This window comes from uncultured Brachyspira sp., assembly GCF_910578695.1.
GTDB lineage: Bacteria > Spirochaetota > Brachyspiria > Brachyspirales > Brachyspiraceae > Brachyspira.
In genome coordinates, this window is sequence record NZ_CAJTQJ010000007.1 from 21,531 (window position 1) to 43,812 (window position 22,282).

Consider the following 22,282-nt stretch of genomic DNA (forward strand, 5'->3'; position numbering starts at 1 on the left):
TACTATTGTCAAGTTAATTATTTTTTCTTTAATGTTTAATTAAAAATGAGCTTTTATATATTTTTTAATTTAAATTATTTTTTTTAATTTCTTTTTTTACTTCTCTATTTTTAAATTCATTTTTTATATAATTTTAAATTCACTTTTTATATAAAAGAATACAAACATTAAAGAAATAGGATTATATATATAGCAAAAAATATTCATAAATATATTGAATTATTTATTTTATATTATACAATTATACTATGTACTTATTGGAATTTGATGAAATAGCAAAAGAAGTTATTTGGGGCGGAAATTTTCTATCTGCAGTATATTCAAAACCATTCGATAAAAATAAAATTATAGGTGAAAGCTTGGAAATTTGCGATTTACCCAATGACAATAATATAGTTTCTAATGGCAAATTAAAAGGACAAACTTTATCATATTTGGTGAATGAATATAGAGAAAAACTTTTAGGTACAAAATTCAAAGAAAATTATTTTCCATTGCTTGTAAAACTTATAGATTCAAAGGATAAATTATCAATACAAGTTCACCCAGATGAAGAATATGCAAATAAAAGACATAATAAACATGGCAAAAATGAAATGTGGTATGTTATGGAAACTTACGGAGAGGCAAAACTTTTAATTGGATTAAAAGAAAATGTTTCAAGCGAAGATTTAAAAAAAGCTGTTAATAATAATCAGAATATAGAGAATATGTTTAATTATTTTGATGTAAAAAAGGGAGATGCTTTTTATATACCAAGCGGATGCATACATGCTATACTTGGAAATATTGTTATAGCTGAAATACAAACTCCTAGCGATATTACATACAGACTTTATGATTGGAATAGGACTGATAAAAATGGTAATTATAGAGAGCTTCATATAGAAGATGCATTTAATGCTGTAAAAGATATTAATTCTTATGGTTTAAAATCAAAAAAAGAAAACAAAATAAAAAATGATAATTTAGAAATAAATACAATATTTAAAAATGAATATTTTACTGCAGAAGAGTATATTATAAATAATAATTTTTCTTCAAGCACTATAGAAGAGAGCTTTGAGATAATCATTATACTAGAAGGGAAAGGAATTATAGAATCTGATTATAATAGAATTGTACTTAATATTGGAAAAACGGTTTTAATACCTGCAGATTTAGGTGTTTATAATATAGAAAGCGATAATGGAATTAAATTATTGAGGGTAACTTTATAATATGAGTGATATTATAGAATTAAAAGATGTATATAAAAGCTTTGGTACTCAGAAAGTACTTAATGGCGTCAATCTTAAAGTTAATAAGGGAGAAACATTATCTGTTATAGGGAATTCGGGCTGCGGAAAAAGCGTGCTTATAAAACATTTGATAGGCTTGCTTCAGCCTGACAGCGGCACGATAGTTATAGACGGACAGGATATTAATCAAATTTCTGATAATGAGCTTACAGAGGTGAGAAAAAAGTTTGCTATGGTGTTTCAGGGAGCTGCTTTATTTGATTCATTAAATGTTTATGAGAATGTAAGTTTCGGACTTAGAAGAATTAAAAAGAATATGCCTGAAGAAAAGATAAAGGCAAAAGTAGCTGAAGTTCTTGAAATGGTAGGTATGCCTAATATAGAACATAAAATGCCTTCTGAACTTTCAGGCGGTATGAAAAAACGCGTAGGCTTGGCAAGGGCTATAGCTATGGATCCTGAAATACTTCTTTATGATGAACCTACTACAGGTTTGGATCCTGTTATGTCAAGGGTTATAGATGATTTGATAGTAAAGATGCAGGAGATACTTAATGTTACAAGTATTGTTATTACTCATGATATGACTAGTGTATTTAGAATGTCTGACAGAGTTGTTATGCTGCATAAGGGGCAAATTATAGAGGGGGGAGATCCTGATCATTTGCATGAAACTGATAATCCTCATTTAAAATTTTTCTTTATGAGCAGTATAGCCAAAAAAGGCGAAGATATAGAAACTATCAGACCGAAAGACTAAATTATATATTATTTTATAATAAGGAAACAGTTATGAAAAATAAAGTTAAATTAGGTGTATTTTTTATTATTACTTTTATAATATTTATAGGTGCTATAATATTACTAGGCAAAATAAAATTAAAAGGCGACGGGTACAGACTGTATGTAGATTATGCATTCATTGGTGATTTGCAGGAAAATGGTAAGGTTTCATACAGAGGAGGCGGAATTCAGATAGGTTTTATTGAAAAAATAAGTATCAATCCGGACGGAACTATACGGGTAACTTTATTTATTACTGATAAAAATGTTATACTTCCTGAAGGTACAAAATTTTCTATACAAACTGTAGGTTTAGGACTTGGAGAAAAATATATAATGGTATCTCCTCCTGTATCCACTACTACAGGTATGACTAGTATTCCTGCAGGCACAGTAGTAAAAGGTGTTGAGCCTTTCAGTATAGAAACTACTTTAGGGTCTATAGGCGATTTAGGTAAAGATTTTAATTTTGATGAAATATCAAGAGTGTTAAATAATCTTTCCCAAACTATTGATATGATAACTGAGATTATAGGAACTAATGAAGGCAATATTAGAAGTTCTATTTCTAATGTAAGCGAAACATTATCTTATGTAAATAAAATTGCAAGAGATTTGTCTTATGTTGTTAATGATGTAGAAAAAGGAAATGGTACTATAGGTGCTATAATAAAAGACCCTCAGGTTCATACTAATTTTAATGAAATAGTTAATAATTTAAAAGTATTTAGTCAAAAATTGAAAGATAATCCTTCAGTTTTGCTTTTTAGGGAAACTGAAAATAAATAATAATACTTTACATTTTATGGAGGAAAATATGATAGATGATATTATAACTCTCTTCACAAAAAGTTTTTCTAATAAAAATAAGAAATCAAAATTATCTGATAATGAAATAGAATATAATAATATATTAAAAGAGATAAAAGAATTTCCAAAATCTAAATTAAATAAATGTTTGAAAGATGCAGAGCGTATAGCTGTCAAAGCGGGTAAATATTCTTTAAAATATTTTTCCTGTCCTAAAAAAGTTTCTAAGAAAGGGAAAACTGATTTATTTACTGAAATAGATTTAAAAAATGAAAGAATTATTAGAGAATATTTATTAAAACGATATCCTAAATTCGGATTTTATGGTGAAGAATCTAATAAAAATGACAGTAAAAAATTTACTTGGATAGTTGACCCTATTGACGGAACAACTAATTTTATACACGGATATCCGTTTTACTGTATATCTATAGGGCTTGCTTATAAGGGTATTCCTATATTAGGGGTAGTATATGCTCCTTTAACTAATACTGTTTATAAGGCACATATAAAATCTAAAGCATATAAGAACAATAATGTTATTAGGGTAAGTTCTGCTAATAGATTAATAGAATCTCTTATAATAACAGGTTTTTATTATGATGTCAGTACTGATGAGGATTTTCTTCATGACAGAATGGTAGATTTTGCCAATATGGTGAGATATTCTTTAGCTTTGAGAAGAGACGGATCTGCGGCACTTGATATATGTATGGTAGCAGAAGGTGCAGCTGACGGATTTTTTGAATACGGACTTTCTCCTTGGGATATATGTGCAGGAACAATTATATTAAAGCAGGCAGGCGGTATGGTAAGCAACATAAATATGAAAGAATATGATATTTTTTCAAAGAAACAGTATATAGCAAGTAATAAAAAAATTCATAAAGAGATGATTAAAGTACTTGAATAAGTTTGCAATAGATAATAAAATAAAAGCAGTATAAAAATTATGATTTTTTATATAAGGAATTTTTATGTCAGAAGGAAAAAGAGGTAAAGTAGTTCAAGTTGTAGGCTCTACTTTAGATGCAGAATTTGAGGAAGGACATCTTCCTGCAATATTAAATGCACTTTATATAGATAAAGAAATAGAAGGCATACAAAGACATATAGTTTGCGAAGTACAGCAGCATTTAGGCGGAGGAAGAGTAAGAGCTGTAGCATTAGAATCTACAGACGGAATATCAAGAGATGATGATATATTTGATACAGGCAGTCATATAATGGTTCCTGTGGGAAATGAAACTATAGGCAGAATATTTAATGTATTGGGACAGACTGTTGATAAAGGAGAGCCTATAACAGCTAAAGAGTACAGATCTATACATGCTTCTCCTCCTAAATTTGAAAATTTAGAACCTAAACTTGAAATTTTTGAAACAGGCATTAAAGTAATAGATTTGTTAGCACCTTATATTAAGGGCGGTAAAACAGGGCTTTTTGGAGGAGCAGGGGTAGGAAAAACTGTTCTTATAATGGAGCTTATACATAATATAGCAAGCGAGCATGGCGGTTATTCTGTATTTGCAGGAGTCGGAGAGAGAACTAGAGAAGGTAATGACTTATGGACAGAGATGAAAGAATCTGGGGTTATAAATAAAACTTGTCTTGTTTACGGACAGATGAATGAGCCTCCGGGAGCAAGACTTAGAGTAGCTTTATCAGCACTTACTATGGCTGAATATTTTAGAGATTCTGCCGGATTAGATGTACTTTTATTTATAGATAATATATTCAGATTTACTCAGGCTGGAAGCGAAGTTTCTGCATTGCTTGGAAGAATGCCTTCAGCAGTGGGTTATCAGCCTACATTAGCCAGCGAAATGGGGCAATTGCAGGAAAGAATAACATCTACTAAGAATGGTTCTATTACTTCAATACAGGCTGTTTATGTGCCTGCAGATGATCTTACGGATCCTGCACCTGCTGCAGCTTTTACGCATCTTGATGCTACTACAGTATTATCAAGAGATGTCAGCGAAAAAGGTATTTATCCTGCTGTAGATCCTCTAGCTTCGACAAGCAGAATATTAGATCCTAATATTTTAGGACAGGAACATTATGATGTAGCAAGAAATGTACAGCATATACTTCAAAGATATAGAGATTTGCAGGATATTATAGCTATACTTGGTGCTGATGAACTTTCGGAAGATGATAAATTAGTAGTGGCAAGGGCTAGAAAAATAGAGCAGTTTCTAAGTCAGCCTTTCTTTGTAGGAGAACAGTTCACAGGGCTTCAAGGAAGATATGTAAAACTAGAAGATACTATAAAAAGTTTTAAGGGCATTTGTAATGGAGATTATGATGATTTGCCTGATCAGGCATTTAGATTTATTGGTTCTATAGAAGAGGCTGTTTCTAAAGCAAAGACTATGCATAGTTAAAATAGTTAAATAGTTAATTATTATTTATGCTAAATAAACGGCGGTATTTACCGACAATTGAAACAGTATGTAATTTTTCATAGGTGAATGGTATGATTTTTCAAATAAACGAAGATAGATTAAAAAAAGGATTAAAGATTTATATACCAATATCTTTTTTAATTATGGCTGCTATTTCAGTCGGATCATATTCTATGTTATTAAAAACAATTTATCAGCAGTCAAGTTCTTTAAAAATATATGTATATTTATTTATTATTCTATTAGCTTTAGCTACAGCTTTAAGCTTATTTTTTGACTGTTTAAAAATAGAAAAAGGAAAATCTATACCATTAGGCATTATATATGTAGTAAAATCAGGCATTGCTGTTGCTTTGGTGGCAGTTGTTTCTTATACAGTTTATATATTAGACGGAAGCATAACATTATTTGAAATACTCAATATACGGCTTATAATGGTTATATTTTTGATTGCTATAGCTATGTCTGTTTCCTCTATATGCTTTAATATTTTGGTAAGACCTTTGTATAAAAAGACAGCTAAAAGAGAATATTATCTGCCTATGATATATAATTTTCTGCCTATATGTATGGCTACAACTATATTTATTATTACTTTAATTAATGGTATGCATTATAGATCTGAGATTATTTATAACAGAGAATATAATACGATGCTGAAAAAAGGCTATGCGGATAATTTTGTTATTAATGTATCTGATGCTATTCAAAATTATGTAAATATGTCTGAAAATTTACTGACATATATGAGAGTTTTATCAAGAAATAATTATACTTTGGATAATTATGTTAATGTTTTATCCTCTTTTTTAAGTACAAAATATGCTAATGATTATAATATATCATCTTTTTCTATATTTTTTAATGATATTGAAAATATTAATATCAATATTAATGATGCAAGGGCAGATAATATATTTATAAACTGGCGGTATTATGTAAATAATTTGGCTACAATAAGTACAAATTTCAGGCTGAATATTTCAGACAATATTTTATCTAAACTTTTTAATGATACTAATTTTTTAATAAGCATAGAACAGAACTCAGAATCTTTTTATATTTATAATCCTATCGTACTTAATAATACCAATGTAGGTTTTATTACTTTAGAAGTAAAAAGCTCTGTTTACCGTGATTTCTTAATGGATACTTCTTTAAAAGAAAATTTAGATATTTTTATAGCCGATGATCTTTATGTTATAAAAGATTCTAATAATCCAGGATTAATAGGTTCTGTACAAAAAGATTTGGATAATCCTATTATCGGAGGAGAGATAAAAGATATTGCCAATAATAATACTAAAATTAGTAAAGCAAAAGCTCTTAATATAAGGAATTCTGATAGATTTTTTATAAAATATTCGCTATTTAATAATTTAAATATCATAAGTATTTGGGAGCTTGAGAATGTTTATGAAAATCCATTATTTAGAAGCACTATAATAAAAAATTCTATAATTATATATTTAGGCTTATTATTATTTTTAATAGTTATATTAGCTTTAATATTTTCATTAAGAAAAACTTTGGTATTAGCTAAAAATATTTCTGAGTCTTTGAGTGAAGGCGAAGGAGATTTAACTATAAGGCTTCCTGTTGTTAATAATAATGAATCAGGCGAACTTGTACATTCTTTCAATAAGTTTTTAGAAAAAGTTAAGAATATTATAGTAAGCGTAAAAAATAATGCTTATACTTTGACTGGAAATATTCAAAATATGAGGGCTTCTATCAGCATAAGTATAAGTGATTTTAATACTATATATAAAGAGTTTGAAACAGAATTATCAAATTCAGCAAAAATAGCGGAATCTTCAGCCAATGCTGCCAGAGTAAGCTTTATGCAGAGAACTAGATTTACAGCAGTTAATGAAACAGTTCAGCTATTATTAGAAAATATCAATGATATTAATAATAAGATGAAGCAGCAGTCAGAAGCTGTAGCCAAAACCAGCAGTTCAGTACAGCAGATGATGGCTAATATTGTAACAGTGAGTCATGGGGCAACTAAAGCTAATGACTATGCTAAAATACTTTATACAGAAGCACAAGACGGAAGTAATATAGGAGAATCTGTTGTTGACTCTATTCAAAGTATTAAGGAGTATTCTAAACAGATAACAAATATTACTCAGGTAATACATAATATAGCAGAACAGACAAACCTTTTGGCTATGAATGCTGCAATAGAGGCTGCTCATGCAGGAGAGCATGGACGAGGTTTTACGGTTGTAGCGGATAAAATTAGAAAATTAGCAGAGGATACAGGCGAAAACTCTAAGATAATCAATGAAATAATTGAAGAAACTACTCAGGCAATAGATCATACTGTATCTTTAGCTTTTAAAAGTTCTGAGTCTATGGAGAAGATATTAGAGGGTTCCAATACTCTTGCAGATTTGATAGCAACTATATCGGGAGCTAATGATGAGCTTGATATAGGCAGAAGAGAAATATTAATGAATATAAGCAATTTAAATAATATTACTGAAGATGTACAGGAGCTTTCATTAAAGCAAATGCAGATGAGTTCTGCTGTAAGCAATAATATTTCAAGTGTAGATAAATTAGCTGAAGATGTAGTTAATGTAGTTAATGCTACAGAAACAGAGATGAAAGAACTTGTAAATTCAATAGAAAATGTTTCTAATCTTTCTAATACCAGCAGCAGTAATATGGAAACTATGGATAAAAGGATTAAGGAGCTTCAATATATATTTTTGCAGCTGTATAAATTAGTTATTTCTTTTAAGACAGAAAAAACTGATGATGATATTGCTAAAGAAAATACTAAAAAAACTTTAGTAGACAGAAAAAGATTAAGGTTAGAACGCAAAGCAGAGAAAGAGAGATTAAGAGAAGAAAAGATGAGATTAAAAGAATTAAAGAAAGAAAGCAGTAAAAACAAATAATATTTATTTTTATAGTTTATGAAAAAAGTTGTCATTTTTATTATATTTCAGCTATTACTCTTTAATATAGTATATTCTGAAATAAGTCATAAATTCTATTGGAATTTAGAAAAAGGAAAGAGAATAGAATCTGTAAAAACTGCTGATATTGAATATTATGAAAATGGAATACTTCAAACTACATATAAAGAAAGAAATATAGTTGATTTAACAGTAATTGCTATTGCACCTAAAGGCGGATACAGAGTAAGCGGAGTATTTAAAATTTTTAGAATGATGAAAGGAGAGAATGTTTTTCATCTTGACGAAGAGCATACAAGCGACTTTATAATTCATACTAATGGAAAATTTGAAGTGCCTTATAATTATTTTATGCCCAATGTGAGACATATTCCGACTTTTCCAGATAATGAAGTTAAACTCACAGAATCTTGGAATAGGGAATCTATAGAAATTATAAGAGTAAATAATGCTCCTAATCTTACTATGGCACTTTCTTCAGATTATTTATTTGCTGATGTAGAAACTAATGATAATGGAAATAGAAATGCTGTTATACAGTATCATATTATGACAGATAAAGATTTGCTTCAGGCAGGTCTTTCAAAAAAAGGATATCCTGAAAGAATATACGGTTTTAATTATGGTACTTTTCTTTGGGATATGGAAAAAAATATTCCCGTATCTCAGCAGGAAAGATATCAAATATTATTCGGATATGGTAAAGAATTATCCTATGCCAGTCTTCAGTATAAAATGAATATTATAAGCACATATAAAATATATGATGCTATCACAAAAGAAGAAGAGGATTATAATAGAAAAATACTTGAAGATAATCTTTATAATGATGATAATGTTACTATAGATACAGTACCTGAAGGCTTAGCATTAAGACTTGGTGAGATTCTTTTTGATACAGATTCATATACTTTAAAGCCTAATGCTAAAAATACTATAGATAATATTATTAAAGCTATAAAAGAAACCTATCCTGACAGAGAAATTATAGTAGAAGGTCATACAGATAATACAGGAAGAAAAGAGTATAATCAGGAATTATCTGAAAAAAGAGCAAAGTCTGTAGCTGATTATATACTGCCTAATCTTGATCATGATAAATTATCTTATAAAGGGCTTGCTGATGATGAGCCTATAGCTTCTAATGATAATGCCGACGGAAGAAAAAAGAATAGAAGAGTTGATATTATAATCAAATTGAGATGATAATACTTTTATATAAAATTCTATAAAGCATATATTTTTTATATTAACTATGCCATTAATAAAACTATTGATAAAATAATTTTTTGTAATATAATTAATCCTTAAAACAAATAATTCTAATAATAAAATAAATTTAAGGCAATAATAAATATGAATCAATTTATAGATGTAGTAAGCTTTGAGATAGAGGCAGGACATGGAGGGGCTGGAAGCGTAAGTTTTAGAAGAGAGGCACATGTACCTATGGGAGGACCTGACGGAGGAAATGGAGGAGACGGAGGAGATGTTATTGTAAGAGTTGATGCTAGAATAAATAGTTTCGGCAAAATAAAAAGCAGAAAAAAATTTAAAGCAAAAGACGGAGAACAAGGAAAGGCAAGACTTAGCGACGGAAAAAGGGGAGATGATGTTATTATAAGAGTTCCGATAGGTACTGTAATTTATGATGAAGATACTGATAATATATTGGCTGATTTAATTGAAGACGGACAAAGCTATACTGCAGCAAGAGGAGGAAAAGGAGGAAAGGGAAATAAATTCTATGCTACAGCTGTTAATCAGGCACCAGATTATGCACAGCATGGACTTGAAGGCGAAAAATTAAATATAAGGCTTGAGGTTAAGCTTATAGCAGATATAGGGCTTGTAGGTATGCCTAATGCAGGAAAGTCAAGTTTGCTTGCAAGACTTACAAGAGCTAATCCTAAAATAGCATCATATCCTTTTACTACTCTTACCCCGAATTTAGGCGTTTGCTATTTGGATTATGAGAGAAGTTTTGTTATTGCTGATATTCCCGGTATTATTGAAGGAGCAAGCAATGGAGCTGGGCTTGGACTTACTTTTTTAAGGCATATTGAAAGAACAGGGGCTTTATGTTTTGTTATAGATTTAACTGATGAAGATGCAGCTGATACTTATAAAAAACTTAGAAATGAATTAAAACAGTATAGTAAAGAATTAATAAAGAAAAAGTCTATTATAGTATTAAATAAAACTGATATGCTTGAAGAAGATGAAATAAAAGAAAAACTAAAAAAAATAGAAAAAGCTGTAAAAAAAGAATATAAAAATAATAAAGAATCTCATTATGAAGAGCCTGAAATATTTGCTTTATCTGTATTCAGCTTGGACGGAGAACTGCTTGATAAAGTGACAAATGCATTTTATAAGGCAAATGAGGAAAGATATGATAATACTGTAAAGCATACAAAAGAACCTTTGCTGCTTAATCAAAATAAATCTAAATTAAAAACTAAAAGGGTGTTCGGTCCTGTTATTTCAAAAAGGCTTGGAAACTCTTTAGGTATAGATGTGATACCGCATAAAACATGCTCTTATAACTGCATATATTGTCAATTAGGTTCAGAGGAAAATACAAAAACTAATCTTGCGGATTATTATTCTGCTGATGAGATAATATATGAATTGAAAGAGGCTTTGCTTAATAATAAAAATATTGATTATATAACATTCGCAGGCTCAGGAGAACCTACTTTATATAAAAATTTAAAAAAACTTATTTATGAAATAAAGCAGATAACTGATATACCAGTATGCATAATAACAAATGGTTCTTTACTCTATAAACAGGAAATGCGTTCAAATTTGCTTATGGCGGATTTGGTAATACCCTCTCTTGATGCAGGAAATATTGATACTTTTAAACTTATAGATCAGCCTGACAAAGAAATAGATTTTGACAGTATGGTTAATGGGCTTATAGAGTTTAGAAGGGTTTTTAAAGGCGAATATTGGCTTGAAATATTTTTACTAAAAGGAATTAATGACAGCGAAGAAGAGCTTGATGATATAATAAAAATAGCCAAACAGATAAAACCCGATATGATACAGCTTGTTACAGCTACAAGAAGAACCTCTGATAATAAGGCTTTAGCATTAAATGATGAAGAAATGAAAAAAGCTAAAAAATATTTTGAGTTAAAATGCAGCATTAAAATAGATATTCCTAGCGTATCTGAAAATGCTAAAGGAAATACAAAAAAAATAACTGAAGAAGATATAATAAATTTTTTGATAAGACAGCCTGATACAATTCGTATGATATCAATTAGTTTTAATGAAGATGAAAGAAGAGTAAATGAATTATTAAAAAAATTAGTTGAAAGCGGAAAATTGAGAGAAGAGGTAGTTAATGGAGTATTATCTTATGCTGTTAATATTTAAAAAAAAATTAATTAAGCTATGATATTATGTTTAAGGTTTTTGTATATTTAAAAAAATTGTATATAATAAAAAAGAGTGATAACACTATATATAAGTTATTAGTATTTATGAAATAAAAAAATTAATAATAGAAAATAAAAAATTAATAATAGGATAAATATTATGTCAAATAAAATTGCTGTTCTTTATAAAAGTAAATACGGTGCTGCAAGAACCTATGCTAAATGGATAGCTGATAAACTTCACGGGGATCTTTATGGTATTGATAATGTATCTTTTCAGAATTTAGATACTTATGATTTTATTGTTTTTGCGGGTGCTTTGTATGCAGGAAAACTCTCATCTGTTAAAGGAATTAAAAAATTTTATAATAAATTAAAAGGCAGAAAGAATCTGTATTGTGTTGTAGTGGGTATTACCAATCCTGAACATAAAGAGATTTATGATAATGCTGTTAATCAAAATTTCAAATCTGATGAAAAAGATAATATGAAATTTTATTTTTTAAGAGGAAGTATAGATTTTGATAAATTAAAACTTCATCATGCATTAATGATGTATATGCTAAGCAGAATAATATCTAAAAAAGCAGTAAAAACAGAAGATGAAAAAATATTATTAGAAAATTACGGCAAAAAAATAGATTTTCTTAATAAGAGTTCTGTAGAAGAAATAGTGCTTGATATAAAAAATAAAATTAAAGAAAAAAATAATTCATAATTTTTAAATGCTTAAAAATATAATTATATAATCTATCATGAGACTTTAGAATACAGCTTCTGATAAAAAAAATCTTTATTTAAAACAATACTAAAAAATATGTATTAATAAAACTTAATTGATTTTTTTATTTTTATTGTTTTTTATTTTTTCTGATATTTTATCGCCTATACTGCTGTATATTATTCCAATAAGCATTAATATTCCTCCCAATACCTGAAACAATAATAATTTTTCATTTAATAATATAACCGCTTGTAAAGATGAAAAAAATGGTACGGAATCATATATTATAGAACCTTTTATAGCTCCTATTTTAGAAACGGCTATATTCCATAATATAAATCCTAATGCAGACGGAAATATTCCTATATATACAAGTATTAAAGCAGATGAAGTATTCAAAGTATTTACATTATTTAATATATACATAAATATCATCACTGTCATTAATGGTATAAATCCTATAATAACCATAATATAAAAGAAAATATGATGAGGTATTTCTTTGGGCTTTATTCGTAGAATTAATGTATATACAGAAAATATTATAACACCGAAAAGCATATAAATATCTCCTACAGTAAACTGCATTTTCATTAGAACTTCTATGCTTCCTTTAGTTATTAAAATTACAACCCCTATTATAACCAATAATAAGCCTATTTTCTGATATATAGTTAATTTAGTTTTCCATACTACTCTGCTTATCAATGCTGTTACAACAGGTGATAAAGATGCAAGCAAAGACATATTTACAGCATTACTTGTATGTGCTGCCATATATACAAATGTATTAAATAAAGTTACGCTAAGTATTGACATTATTATTATTTTTATACGCATTCCCTTTATATATTTTATATTTTCAGGAAGTTTTTTTATACAAAATGGGGTTAATACTATTAGCGTAACAAGCCATCTATAAAATGAGATTTCTATAGGCATTAAATTTGTAAGATATTTTGCAGCTATAAAGTTGGTGCTCCATATAATAACTGCTAATATGGCAAATAAATAACCTAAATTATTATTTGATTTATTATTATCTGACATAAAAAGTCCGTAAATTAAAAAAATTAATCAGTGTATTATACTATTATAAAATTATTTTTTTGCAATTATTTTTTACTATATAATATATTATCAAATGCCTTCAAACTTTAATAAATGCATTATCATATTAGAGTTTATTAAAAAAAGAAAATATAATTTAATATGTTTATTTTGTATATAGTTTTATAATAATTAAAAAAAACATATATTTAAAAATTTTATATTTTAGAGCATATAATTATTATAGACTAATATTATTATAAATATTGTTTCTTTAATAATATATAATAAAAATAATATATACTATGCATTAATAATATAATATGCCTTATTAAAATATTAATTATAATTTATCAACATTTATTTCTTTAACAGAATTAAATACATAATTAGGGCGGTATGGAAATTCTTCTATCATATCTTTAGTGGTAACCCCTGAAAGTACAAGAGCTGTTTTCATACCTGCACCAAGTCCTCCTAATATATCAGTATCCATTCTGTCGCCTACCATTAATGTATTTTCACTATGAGCATTAATTTGATTTTTTGCTATTGACATCATAATAGGATTAGGCTTTCCTACTATATACGGTTTTTTACCTGTTGCATATTCTATAGCAGCAAGTATAGGACCTACTGCAGGCACCAATTCGCCATTGGGAGCAGGATCTACTATATCAGGATTGCATCCTATAAATCTTGCCCCTTTATTAATAAGATGAATAGCTTTTTGAAGCATATCAAAATTAAATGCATTAGTTTTTCCAACTACAACATAATCAGGATTAACATCATTGATACTATATCCTACATTATATAATTCGCTTACAAGTCCGCCTGTGCCTATAACATAAGCTGTTCCGTTTGCAAGCTGTCTTTGTAAGAATATAGCAGTTGCTTGTGCTGCTGTGAAAAAATGTTTTTCTTGTAAGCCATTAACTCCTAATGATTCTAATTTTCTTTTTAAATCTATTGGAGTTTGTTCTGCATTATTAGTTAAAAATAAAAAAGGCACATTCTTATATAAAAGCATTCTTATAAAATCTTCTGCACCATCTATTAAATTATTCCCTCTGTATATTACTCCATCCATATCTGATATTATACTAATCATTGATTTCTCTCCATTTTTATATTAAATAAGTATAATAAAAATAGTAAAATTTTTTATAAAAAATAAAACTAAATTTTATACTATATTTTTACTGTCTAAAATTAATATTAATTTTTAACCTATAAATTGTATAAATATAAAATAAAAAGTCAATTAGAATTTTATATTTTATTTGTATTAAATGTAGCGTAATATATAATACTTGTAAAAAAAATTATTTTATTTATAATATACAGCAAGTAAACATATTTTATTAGTATAGATTATGGGAGTATTATGTTAAAAAAAGCGGTTTATATTTCTATATTATTTATTGTATTAATTTGTTCAAGCTGCAGTAAAAATGAATCATCAAATAATGATTTAAATATCAATAATGATTATAACATAAATATTCAAAATGAAGATAATGTTTCATTTGATATGAAATATGTATATAAATCTGTAAGAGTTGATAAAATTAATTTCAGCAATGCTTTGATTAGTTATTATCATGATATAAATTACAGCAATATAATAAATAGAAACAAAGATTTTCTTAATAAAAAACTTGTAGGAGATAATGATATAAAAAAATATGCTGTGGATTATATATCTAATACATATCATAATCCTTATAATGATAGTGTATCTAAAGGAGATTTATATGACGGAGATTTGTCGCATTATTATGCTTCTGAATATAATTATGTTGAACAGAACCTAGCATTGAAAAAAGCAAGAGAACTTCTTTTAAGTATAAATAATAAAGATGCTGATATTTATTTAGCTTTATTTTTATCATATATGGCTTCGGATTCTTTGTATAATTTTTATGAAATACAGAATTATTTGAAAGAGTGGAGAAAATTAGATTCTACTAATATTAATATGATGATAGGGATTGTAAATGAAGGCAATAATATAAATGAAATATACTCTAATAGTATGAAGCTTATAAATTATATAATAGAAGCTCCTTCAAATTTAGGGGCAGAGCAGCTGATTGCCGATGCTTATCAGAATGGATTTTTAAAATATATATCAAAAAGTACAGGGTATTTGGATATTTATAATGAAAATAATTATAATTTATCTTCTATATTATATGACAGCGACGCTCATAAATCTTATTTTGCTGTTATAAGGGATATAGTAAATACTAATATAATGAATAAGTATATCAGAACATACAGCAAAGAAAATTTAAGCAGAGATAAAATGAAGCTTCCTGTATATTATCAAAATTTTTATTATATTGATAATACATATCCGAATGAAAAATATGATGAGTTTTCTGAGTTATATTTTTTAGAGTTCAATAAAAATACATTTGTTTATTCTATTTATGAAAATAAACTTAAAGAAATATATTATTTTAATCCTTCATTTATAGAAAATACTAGATATGCTTCTTTTGAAACAGAAGAAATATTTAATTTTCGTCTTGGAGATGATTCTAAATTAGAAAAAGCTAAAACCTCTAATGTAAAAGATATTGCTGATGATTCTCAGTTTATTTTAAATGGCAAATTTAATATGGATAAATATACATCTTATTTAAATGAAATATTATCATTTCCAATATATAAGCCTGAATTTTTCTTATGCGATATAAATAATGACGGTAAAGATGAAATAATGCTTAGAGGAAGTTATGATAATTCAATAGGCGGCGGAGGAAAGGCATCATATACTTTGGTTTTGAAAGATAATTTAGAATTAGATTTAGAAAGCACTATAGCCAAATCTATAAACGGAAGCAGCAAACAGGGACTTAATAATTTTCAAATACTATATTCAGAAAATGGAAAAAATAAAATACTTCTTGTAAATCCAATAGCAAATACTGCTCAGGATATATTTTCTGAGAATGATATTGTTAATGTTGATGAGTTTAAATATAAAAATTATACTTTCAAGCCTAAATTAATATGGAAAGGCAGTATTGTAAATGGTGTTCCGCAAGGGGCATTAAAAATGGATGCAGGTTTTGATATGAATAAAGTAAAAAGCGATTCTGATATAGCTATAGTATCGGATAAAACTTTGAGGGCGGCAGATAAATTAATAAGCGATATATATTATAGAGATAGAGAAAAACTTAATGAAGAAGATGAAAAAGAAAAACTTTTAGAAAGTAAAAGGGCTGAAATAAAGGCTATTCAAGATGAGTACGGCGATATAGTAAATATAGAAAATGAAATGCTTAATATATTAGGTTTAGATAATTAATAGTGAATAATATAAATATAGATACTCCTTTTTATAAAAAATTTAATGCTATTATAGGAATTAGTTTTATATTATTAGTTTCTGCTGTATATGTTACTTTTATATTTAATATTAGCATTATGCCTTTAAATACTAATATAGATTTAAATATTTTAGAAAATATCATTACAGAAAAATTTATTTATTATATAAAAATATTTTTTTCTTTGATAATTCCTTTATCATTTTTTATATTCTCATTTCTTTTTGTATTAAATCCTATTAGTGTAAAATCTATGCTGATATCATTTATATTAATTTTTTTAACAGCATTTTATTTATATAATATTTCTTATGATTTATTAATTAATGTATTTGAAGATATAAATATTTTGATTAAACTTATAATTAATATTGTATCAGCAAATTTTATTATGCTTTTTATAGTTGGTATGTCGTATATTAAATATGATATTAAGAAATTTACAAAATTATATGATTTTTATACTATGATTGCTGAAATTATAATATGGAGTTTTTTAATATTTTTTATAATTTTAGTTATAGTATTTTCTATAGCTTTTTTATTAAATTTGAATGATAAAAGAATTTTTAAATATTTAATAAGAAATGATATGAAAAATTTAAAAATAGCTTTATCTATTTTGGCGGTATTTAAAATTTCTTTAATTTATTTTTCTTATATAATGTATAATAAAATGATTAATACCAAATTATCTATAAGTATTTCAAGAACTATCTCTTTAATTATAAGTGCTTTATCCATTGCTGTTATGGTTTTTAGTTTTAAATATAATCAGTATATTAAATTTTTTATTTTATTTTATTTACTGTTCATTATGTTTTTTATATTTAATATGTTTTTATTTAGAATAGATAAAAAATATAATAAGACAGAGTATATCATATATATAATTTCAAATATATCAGGCTTTTTATTTTCTATATTTTTATTGTATATATGTATTAATAGATTTTTTTATCATTATTTTATTATATTTGATATTATTATAATTTTTAATTTTTTATATAATATATTAATAACTATATTAAAAAGGTATATAAAGTTCATATTTTTATACAATTATGTATATATAGTTCTCTTTATTATATTGTTATTTTATTGACTTTATTTTATATTTTAATATACTTTAAATATATAATATAAAAATTTATAGTAGGGTTTGTTTTGAGAAAGAGAATATTTTTTATAAGTATATTAATTTTAATTGCTTCTCTCAATTTAAATGCAGTTAATTTGTCATTGGGTTTTACAAGCCAGTTTGCAATTAGCGGTACTACTACAAATTCATCAAAAATATTTCCTGCTAATTTTAGAGATTTTGATGTAGGATTTAATTTTTCAATAGGCATTAATCAGCCTATATCATATTCTATGTCTTTTTCTATATTAGCTGATTTAGGATATTATCATGATTCTTATGGTTTAAAATATAATATAGAAGGTAAAAGGGCTATAGAAGAATATCAATTTGATAGTTTTTTAATAGGAGGATACGGAAGATTTAATTTCGGTTTTTTATCTTTAGGAGCAGGAGGCGGAGTTAAGATTCCTGTATCAGCTTCATATAAAATAGATAAGCCAAGCCTATATAGAAGCTATATGTTGACTTTTGGAGATTTAAATGATATATTTGAGAAAGTGTTTATATCTTATTTAAGATTTTCTATTGATTTTAGTATTTTTAATTATTTTCTTATTGGTGTATATGTTAATTATGATTTTCCTATACATTTTCAAGATAATAATTATATGAGTGATATTTTAATCAATAAATCTTCTATAAGCAGTTTAGATATAGGTATTCAATTTGGATATTATATTAATTTGAATATTGATAAAAATTATTATTAGGAGCTAATATGAAAAAGTTATTTATATTATTATCAATTTTATTTTCATTTAATGTAATTTATGCTGCTGATTTTGTAATCGGTTTTATGGGAAGCTTTGGTGCAAGCAGTGCAACTACAGAGAGAGATAAAATATTTACAACAGATTTTAGAGATTTCGACAGTTCTTTCTCTATTCAGCCCGGTATATTTTGGGGATATAATGATTTATTGTCAAGTGCTTTTCTGCTTGATATAGGATACAGCAAAGACAGATATGAATTAAAATATAATATTAAAGGCAATAAAGTTTTAGAAAATTATAAGTTCAGCAGTTTATCTTTGGGTTTATTTCCTAGAATTAATATAGGATTTCTTTCTATCGGTGTAGGCGGAGGAATAAAACTGCCTTTAGCTTTAAAATACAGCAGAGAAGAAAAAGGATATGACAAAAATAAATATTCATTAGATTTTGGAGATATAAAAGATTCATTTGAAACTTATTATATACCGTATGTTAAAGCATCAGTAGATTTTTTAATAAAAACTAAAAGGAAATTTATGTTTTCTTTTGGAGTATATGCTAATTATGATTTTCCTATTAATATAGATAAAAAAGGAATATTAAAAGATATTACTATTAATCAGGACTCTTTAGCATCATTTGATATAGGCATTCAATTTGGAATGTATTTTTTAAGTAAATAAAATAATATTATTTAGGGCTTTAATATTTAAATAAAGCCCTGTTATTTTCTATATATAATTTTTTTACTTAGAAATAATTTGCAGATATACTTTTCTACTTCTTGCTCCGTCAAATTCAAAGAAATATATATCCTGCCAAGTGCCTAGTACTATTTTAGAGTTTTCTATTATTACAGTTAAGCTTGGAGATACTAAAGATGATAATAGATGAGCTTGAGAATTTCCCTCTCTATGTCTATAATTATCATTCTGAGGTACTAATTTATTAAAAGCATTTTTCATATCAAAAACAACATCAGGGTCTGCATTCTCATTAATGCCTATAGCAGCAGTAGTATGAGGCACAAATATAACTGCAATTCCATTATTTACTTTTTCTTCATCTATACATTTTTGTACTTCTTTTGTTATATCAATTATATCGAATCTTGATTTTGTTTTAATATTTATTGTACACATTTTATTAAACTCCATTTTATTAGACATATAGTAAAAAGTATAGTACAATTATTCATTATATTTTTCAATATATTTTTAATTTTTTATTAGGTTAATATGAGTTTGATTAATAAATTGAAAAGTTCTATATTGGGTTTGTCAATTGGAGATGCTTTAGGTGTTCCTTATGAATTTATTTCTAGGGATAGAATGAAAAAATATCCTGCATTTGATATGATAGGAAATGGTACACATAATAAAAAAGCTGGTACTTGGTCTGATGATACAAGTTTAACATTATGTTTACTTGATAGTTTAAATAATAAAGAAATTGATTATAATGATATTATGAATAAATTTGTATTATGGTATGATTATGCATATTATACAGCTGATAATGATACTTTTGATATAGGCATTACAACTTCAGAAGCTATTATAAATTATAAAACTAAAAATATTGATGCTATAAATTGCGGAATGTCAGATGAAATGAGTAATGGAAATGGTTCTTTAATGAGAATATTACCTTTGTCTTTTTATATAGTTAAATATTTTAATGGTAATTTATTTGATGATAATATTATAAAAATATTGTATAATGTTTCTTCATTAACTCATTCTCATAAAAGAAGTTTAATTGCTTGCGTTATATATACTGCAATAGCTATTAATTTGATAAATAATATTGATATAGAAAATGCTATTAAGAAATCACTTAATGATTCAAGAGAATATTATAAAAATGAAGAAGAGTTAAATTATTTTGATAGGATATTTGAATCAAATTTTAAAAATTTATCAGAAAATTGTATAGAAAGTACAGGTTATGTTGTTCATACATTAGAGGCTTCTATTTGGATATTATTAAATACAAATAATTATAAGGCTTCTATATTAAAAGCAGTTAATTTAGGTAATGATACTGATACTATTGAAGCAGTTACAGGAGGTCTTGCAGGGCTTTATTATGGCATTGAGAGTATACCAAGAGAATGGATTGATATTTTGCTTAATAAAGATTTAATAATATCCATTTGCAATAAATTTAATTATTAGTAATAGTTATTATTTAATATAACTTGTAAATAATTTTATTATATGCTATATTGTAAAATGATAAATATCATATATTAAGAATATTAATTTAAAACTATTGTATAAATATAATTAAATATGTTAATTAAAATAATTATTTATTAAAGGAGTCATTTAATGAAGTATTTTAATTTTGATAAAAATTTTCTGCATTCTGTTATAGAAGAAGCTTTAAAAAATGGGGGAGAATATGCTGATATATTTTTTGAAGATACTAAAATAAACTCAATAAGTTATTTAGATTCTAAAGCAGATGATATGAATTTAGGAAATAATTATGGCGTAGGCTTAAGAGTTATAGTTAATAAAAAAACAATATATTTATATTCAAATGATATAAGTAATGAAAACTTAATTAATTTAGCTAGAAGTGCAGCTTCAATTATAAATGATAAGAAGCATATAGTTAAGGATTTTATTCAGTCAAATGAAAATAATAATCATCCGCTGCATATAAATCCCTTTGATATTAATTTTGATGAAAAAATAGATGTTCTTTCATATTTGGATAAAACAGCAAGGGCAGTATCTGATAAAATAAAACAAGTTAATGCCAGATATATGGAAAAGCAGAGAAATATTTTAGTATGTGCAAGCAATGGAATATTAAAAGAAGATTCTCAAACTTATATAAGACTTGTTATGATGTCAATGGCAAGCGATGGAGTGAATACTCAGACAGCAAGCAGAACAAAAGGCGCATTAGACGGATTTCAAGTAATAAAGGACATTAATTTAGAAGATATGGCTATGGAAACTGCTAATTCTGCTATAAAAATGCTTAATTCAAAATATCCTAAATCAGGCAAATATCCTGTTGTAATAGATAATGCATTCGGCGGAGTAATATTTCACGAAGCTTGCGGACATGCTTTAGAGGCTACATCTGTTGCTGATAATGCCAGTGTATTTTGCGGTAAATTGGGAGAAAAAATAGCTTCTGATGTTGTTACGGCTGTTGATGACGGCACTATAAAAAATGCTTGGGGAAGCTATAATATTGATGATGAAGGTAATGAGGCTCAGAGAACTGTATTAATAGAAAATGGTATTTTAAAAAATTATTTGGTTGATGAGCTTGGTTCTATGAAGATGAATCAGAAAGTTACAGGAAGTGCGAGGAGAGAAAGCTATAAATATCCTCCTACTTCTAGAATGAGAAATACATTTATAGATAAAGGAAATTCAAGTTTTGAAGATTTAATTTCCAGCATAGAATACGGACTTTATGCTAAAAAGATGGGCGGCGGTTCGGTTGACCCTGCTACAACAGATTATAATTTTGCAGTTTCTGAAGGTTATTTAATAGAGAATGGAAAAATTACTGAACCTGTGAGAGGTGCTACGCTTATAGGGCGGGGAGATGAAACTCTTATGAATATTGAAGCGGTTTCATCTAATTTAGAATTAGCTGACGGTATTTGCGGAAGTATTTCAGGTTCTGTGCCTACTACTGTCGGACAGCCTGCTATTAGAGTTAAAGAACTTACTGTGGGAGGCAGATAA

Annotated in this window: 17 protein-coding genes; 14 read left to right on the forward strand and 3 right to left on the reverse strand. The window is 26.6% G+C overall.

Annotation, left to right across the window (positions count from 1 at the left end):
* Positions 1-248 precede the first annotated feature (248 nt).
* From QZ288_RS03710 to QZ288_RS03750, 9 genes are all read left to right on the forward strand, one after another.
* The gene (locus tag QZ288_RS03710) at positions 249-1,220 is read left to right on the forward strand and encodes a type I phosphomannose isomerase catalytic subunit (protein ID WP_295155082.1); all 972 of its coding nucleotides are present in this window, start codon (positions 249-251) and stop codon (positions 1,218-1,220) included.
* Between the two features lies 1 nt (position 1,221).
* Positions 1,222-2,001 carry an ABC transporter ATP-binding protein gene (locus QZ288_RS03715; protein ID WP_295155084.1) on the forward strand — a complete coding sequence of 260 codons (780 nt, stop codon included), beginning with the start codon at positions 1,222-1,224 and terminating at the stop codon, positions 1,999-2,001.
* Between the two features lie 32 nt (positions 2,002-2,033).
* A complete protein-coding gene (locus tag QZ288_RS03720) occupies positions 2,034-2,813 on the forward strand; it encodes an MlaD family protein (RefSeq protein ID WP_295155086.1) in 780 nt (259 codons plus the stop codon).
* A 28-nt stretch (positions 2,814-2,841) separates the two neighbouring features.
* The gene (locus QZ288_RS03725) at positions 2,842-3,747 is read left to right on the forward strand and encodes an inositol monophosphatase family protein (RefSeq protein ID WP_295155088.1); all 906 of its coding nucleotides are present in this window, start codon (positions 2,842-2,844) and stop codon (positions 3,745-3,747) included.
* A gap of 64 nt (positions 3,748-3,811) precedes the next feature.
* Complete coding sequence (atpD, locus tag QZ288_RS03730; protein ID WP_295155090.1) at positions 3,812-5,224, forward strand: F0F1 ATP synthase subunit beta; 1,413 nt, start codon at positions 3,812-3,814, stop codon at positions 5,222-5,224.
* Between the two features lie 92 nt (positions 5,225-5,316).
* A complete protein-coding gene (locus QZ288_RS03735) occupies positions 5,317-8,160 on the forward strand; it encodes a methyl-accepting chemotaxis protein (RefSeq protein ID WP_295155092.1) in 2,844 nt (947 codons plus the stop codon).
* Positions 8,161-8,178: 18 nt separating this feature from the next.
* A complete protein-coding gene (locus tag QZ288_RS03740) occupies positions 8,179-9,387 on the forward strand; it encodes an OmpA family protein (RefSeq protein ID WP_295155094.1) in 1,209 nt (402 codons plus the stop codon).
* 150 nt (positions 9,388-9,537) lie between these two features.
* On the forward strand, positions 9,538-11,574 hold the full coding sequence (gene obgE, locus QZ288_RS03745; RefSeq protein ID WP_295155096.1) for a GTPase ObgE: 2,037 nt from the start codon (positions 9,538-9,540) through the stop codon (positions 11,572-11,574).
* 162 nt (positions 11,575-11,736) lie between these two features.
* The gene (locus QZ288_RS03750) at positions 11,737-12,294 is read left to right on the forward strand and encodes a flavodoxin domain-containing protein (protein WP_295155098.1); all 558 of its coding nucleotides are present in this window, start codon (positions 11,737-11,739) and stop codon (positions 12,292-12,294) included.
* 114 nt (positions 12,295-12,408) lie between these two features.
* Here the strand turns inward: QZ288_RS03750 and QZ288_RS03755 are convergent, their stop codons facing one another.
* Both QZ288_RS03755 and QZ288_RS03760 read right to left on the reverse strand, forming a co-directional pair.
* Positions 12,409-13,350 (reverse strand): DMT family transporter, encoded by a 942-nt coding sequence (locus QZ288_RS03755; RefSeq protein ID WP_295155101.1) that lies wholly within the window; start codon positions 13,348-13,350, stop codon positions 12,409-12,411.
* A 343-nt stretch (positions 13,351-13,693) separates the two neighbouring features.
* Positions 13,694-14,464 carry an HAD-IIA family hydrolase gene (locus tag QZ288_RS03760; RefSeq protein ID WP_295155103.1) on the reverse strand — a complete coding sequence of 257 codons (771 nt, stop codon included), beginning with the start codon at positions 14,462-14,464 and terminating at the stop codon, positions 13,694-13,696.
* Positions 14,465-14,740: 276 nt separating this feature from the next.
* Between QZ288_RS03760 and QZ288_RS03765 the strand changes: the two genes are divergently transcribed.
* The 3 genes from QZ288_RS03765 (at position 14,741) to QZ288_RS03775 (ending at position 19,240) form a co-directional block, all read left to right on the forward strand.
* Positions 14,741-16,678, forward strand: a complete 1,938-nt coding sequence (locus QZ288_RS03765; protein WP_295155106.1) for a hypothetical protein — start codon at positions 14,741-14,743, stop codon at positions 16,676-16,678.
* Positions 16,679-17,867: 1,189 nt separating this feature from the next.
* Positions 17,868-18,554 (forward strand): hypothetical protein, encoded by a 687-nt coding sequence (locus tag QZ288_RS03770; RefSeq protein WP_295155109.1) that lies wholly within the window; start codon positions 17,868-17,870, stop codon positions 18,552-18,554.
* A gap of 8 nt (positions 18,555-18,562) precedes the next feature.
* The gene (locus tag QZ288_RS03775; RefSeq protein WP_295155112.1) at positions 18,563-19,240 is read left to right on the forward strand and encodes a hypothetical protein; all 678 of its coding nucleotides are present in this window, start codon (positions 18,563-18,565) and stop codon (positions 19,238-19,240) included.
* Between the two features lie 63 nt (positions 19,241-19,303).
* Here the strand turns inward: QZ288_RS03775 and QZ288_RS03780 are convergent, their stop codons facing one another.
* A complete protein-coding gene (locus tag QZ288_RS03780; protein WP_295155115.1) occupies positions 19,304-19,699 on the reverse strand; it encodes a secondary thiamine-phosphate synthase enzyme YjbQ in 396 nt (131 codons plus the stop codon).
* Between the two features lie 96 nt (positions 19,700-19,795).
* Here QZ288_RS03780 and QZ288_RS03785 point away from each other — a divergent pair, with 96 nt between their 5' ends.
* Together QZ288_RS03785 and QZ288_RS03790 are read left to right on the forward strand one after the other, a co-directional pair.
* A complete protein-coding gene (locus QZ288_RS03785) occupies positions 19,796-20,737 on the forward strand; it encodes an ADP-ribosylglycohydrolase family protein (RefSeq protein ID WP_295155118.1) in 942 nt (313 codons plus the stop codon).
* 156 nt (positions 20,738-20,893) lie between these two features.
* Positions 20,894-22,282, forward strand: a complete 1,389-nt coding sequence (locus tag QZ288_RS03790) for a TldD/PmbA family protein (RefSeq protein ID WP_295155120.1) — start codon at positions 20,894-20,896, stop codon at positions 22,280-22,282.

Coding starts and splice junctions, on each gene's coding strand:
- QZ288_RS03740 (WP_295155094.1), top strand. CDS start 8,179: ATGAAAAAAGTTGTCATTTTTATTATATTTCAGCTATTACTCTTTAAT.
- QZ288_RS03755 (WP_295155101.1), bottom strand. CDS start 13,350: ATGTCAGATAATAATAAATCAAATAATAATTTAGGTTATTTATTTGCC.
- QZ288_RS03765 (WP_295155106.1), top strand. CDS start 14,741: ATGTTAAAAAAAGCGGTTTATATTTCTATATTATTTATTGTATTAATT.
- atpD (WP_295155090.1), top strand. CDS start 3,812: ATGTCAGAAGGAAAAAGAGGTAAAGTAGTTCAAGTTGTAGGCTCTACT.
- QZ288_RS03725 (WP_295155088.1), top strand. CDS start 2,842: ATGATAGATGATATTATAACTCTCTTCACAAAAAGTTTTTCTAATAAA.
- QZ288_RS03735 (WP_295155092.1), top strand. CDS start 5,317: ATGATTTTTCAAATAAACGAAGATAGATTAAAAAAAGGATTAAAGATT.
- QZ288_RS03760 (WP_295155103.1), bottom strand. CDS start 14,464: ATGATTAGTATAATATCAGATATGGATGGAGTAATATACAGAGGGAAT.
- QZ288_RS03720 (WP_295155086.1), top strand. CDS start 2,034: ATGAAAAATAAAGTTAAATTAGGTGTATTTTTTATTATTACTTTTATA.
- QZ288_RS03780 (WP_295155115.1), bottom strand. CDS start 19,699: ATGTGTACAATAAATATTAAAACAAAATCAAGATTCGATATAATTGAT.
- QZ288_RS03715 (WP_295155084.1), top strand. CDS start 1,222: ATGAGTGATATTATAGAATTAAAAGATGTATATAAAAGCTTTGGTACT.
- QZ288_RS03785 (WP_295155118.1), top strand. CDS start 19,796: ATGAGTTTGATTAATAAATTGAAAAGTTCTATATTGGGTTTGTCAATT.
- obgE (WP_295155096.1), top strand. CDS start 9,538: ATGAATCAATTTATAGATGTAGTAAGCTTTGAGATAGAGGCAGGACAT.
- QZ288_RS03750 (WP_295155098.1), top strand. CDS start 11,737: ATGTCAAATAAAATTGCTGTTCTTTATAAAAGTAAATACGGTGCTGCA.
- QZ288_RS03790 (WP_295155120.1), top strand. CDS start 20,894: ATGAAGTATTTTAATTTTGATAAAAATTTTCTGCATTCTGTTATAGAA.
- QZ288_RS03775 (WP_295155112.1), top strand. CDS start 18,563: ATGAAAAAGTTATTTATATTATTATCAATTTTATTTTCATTTAATGTA.
- QZ288_RS03710 (WP_295155082.1), top strand. CDS start 249: ATGTACTTATTGGAATTTGATGAAATAGCAAAAGAAGTTATTTGGGGC.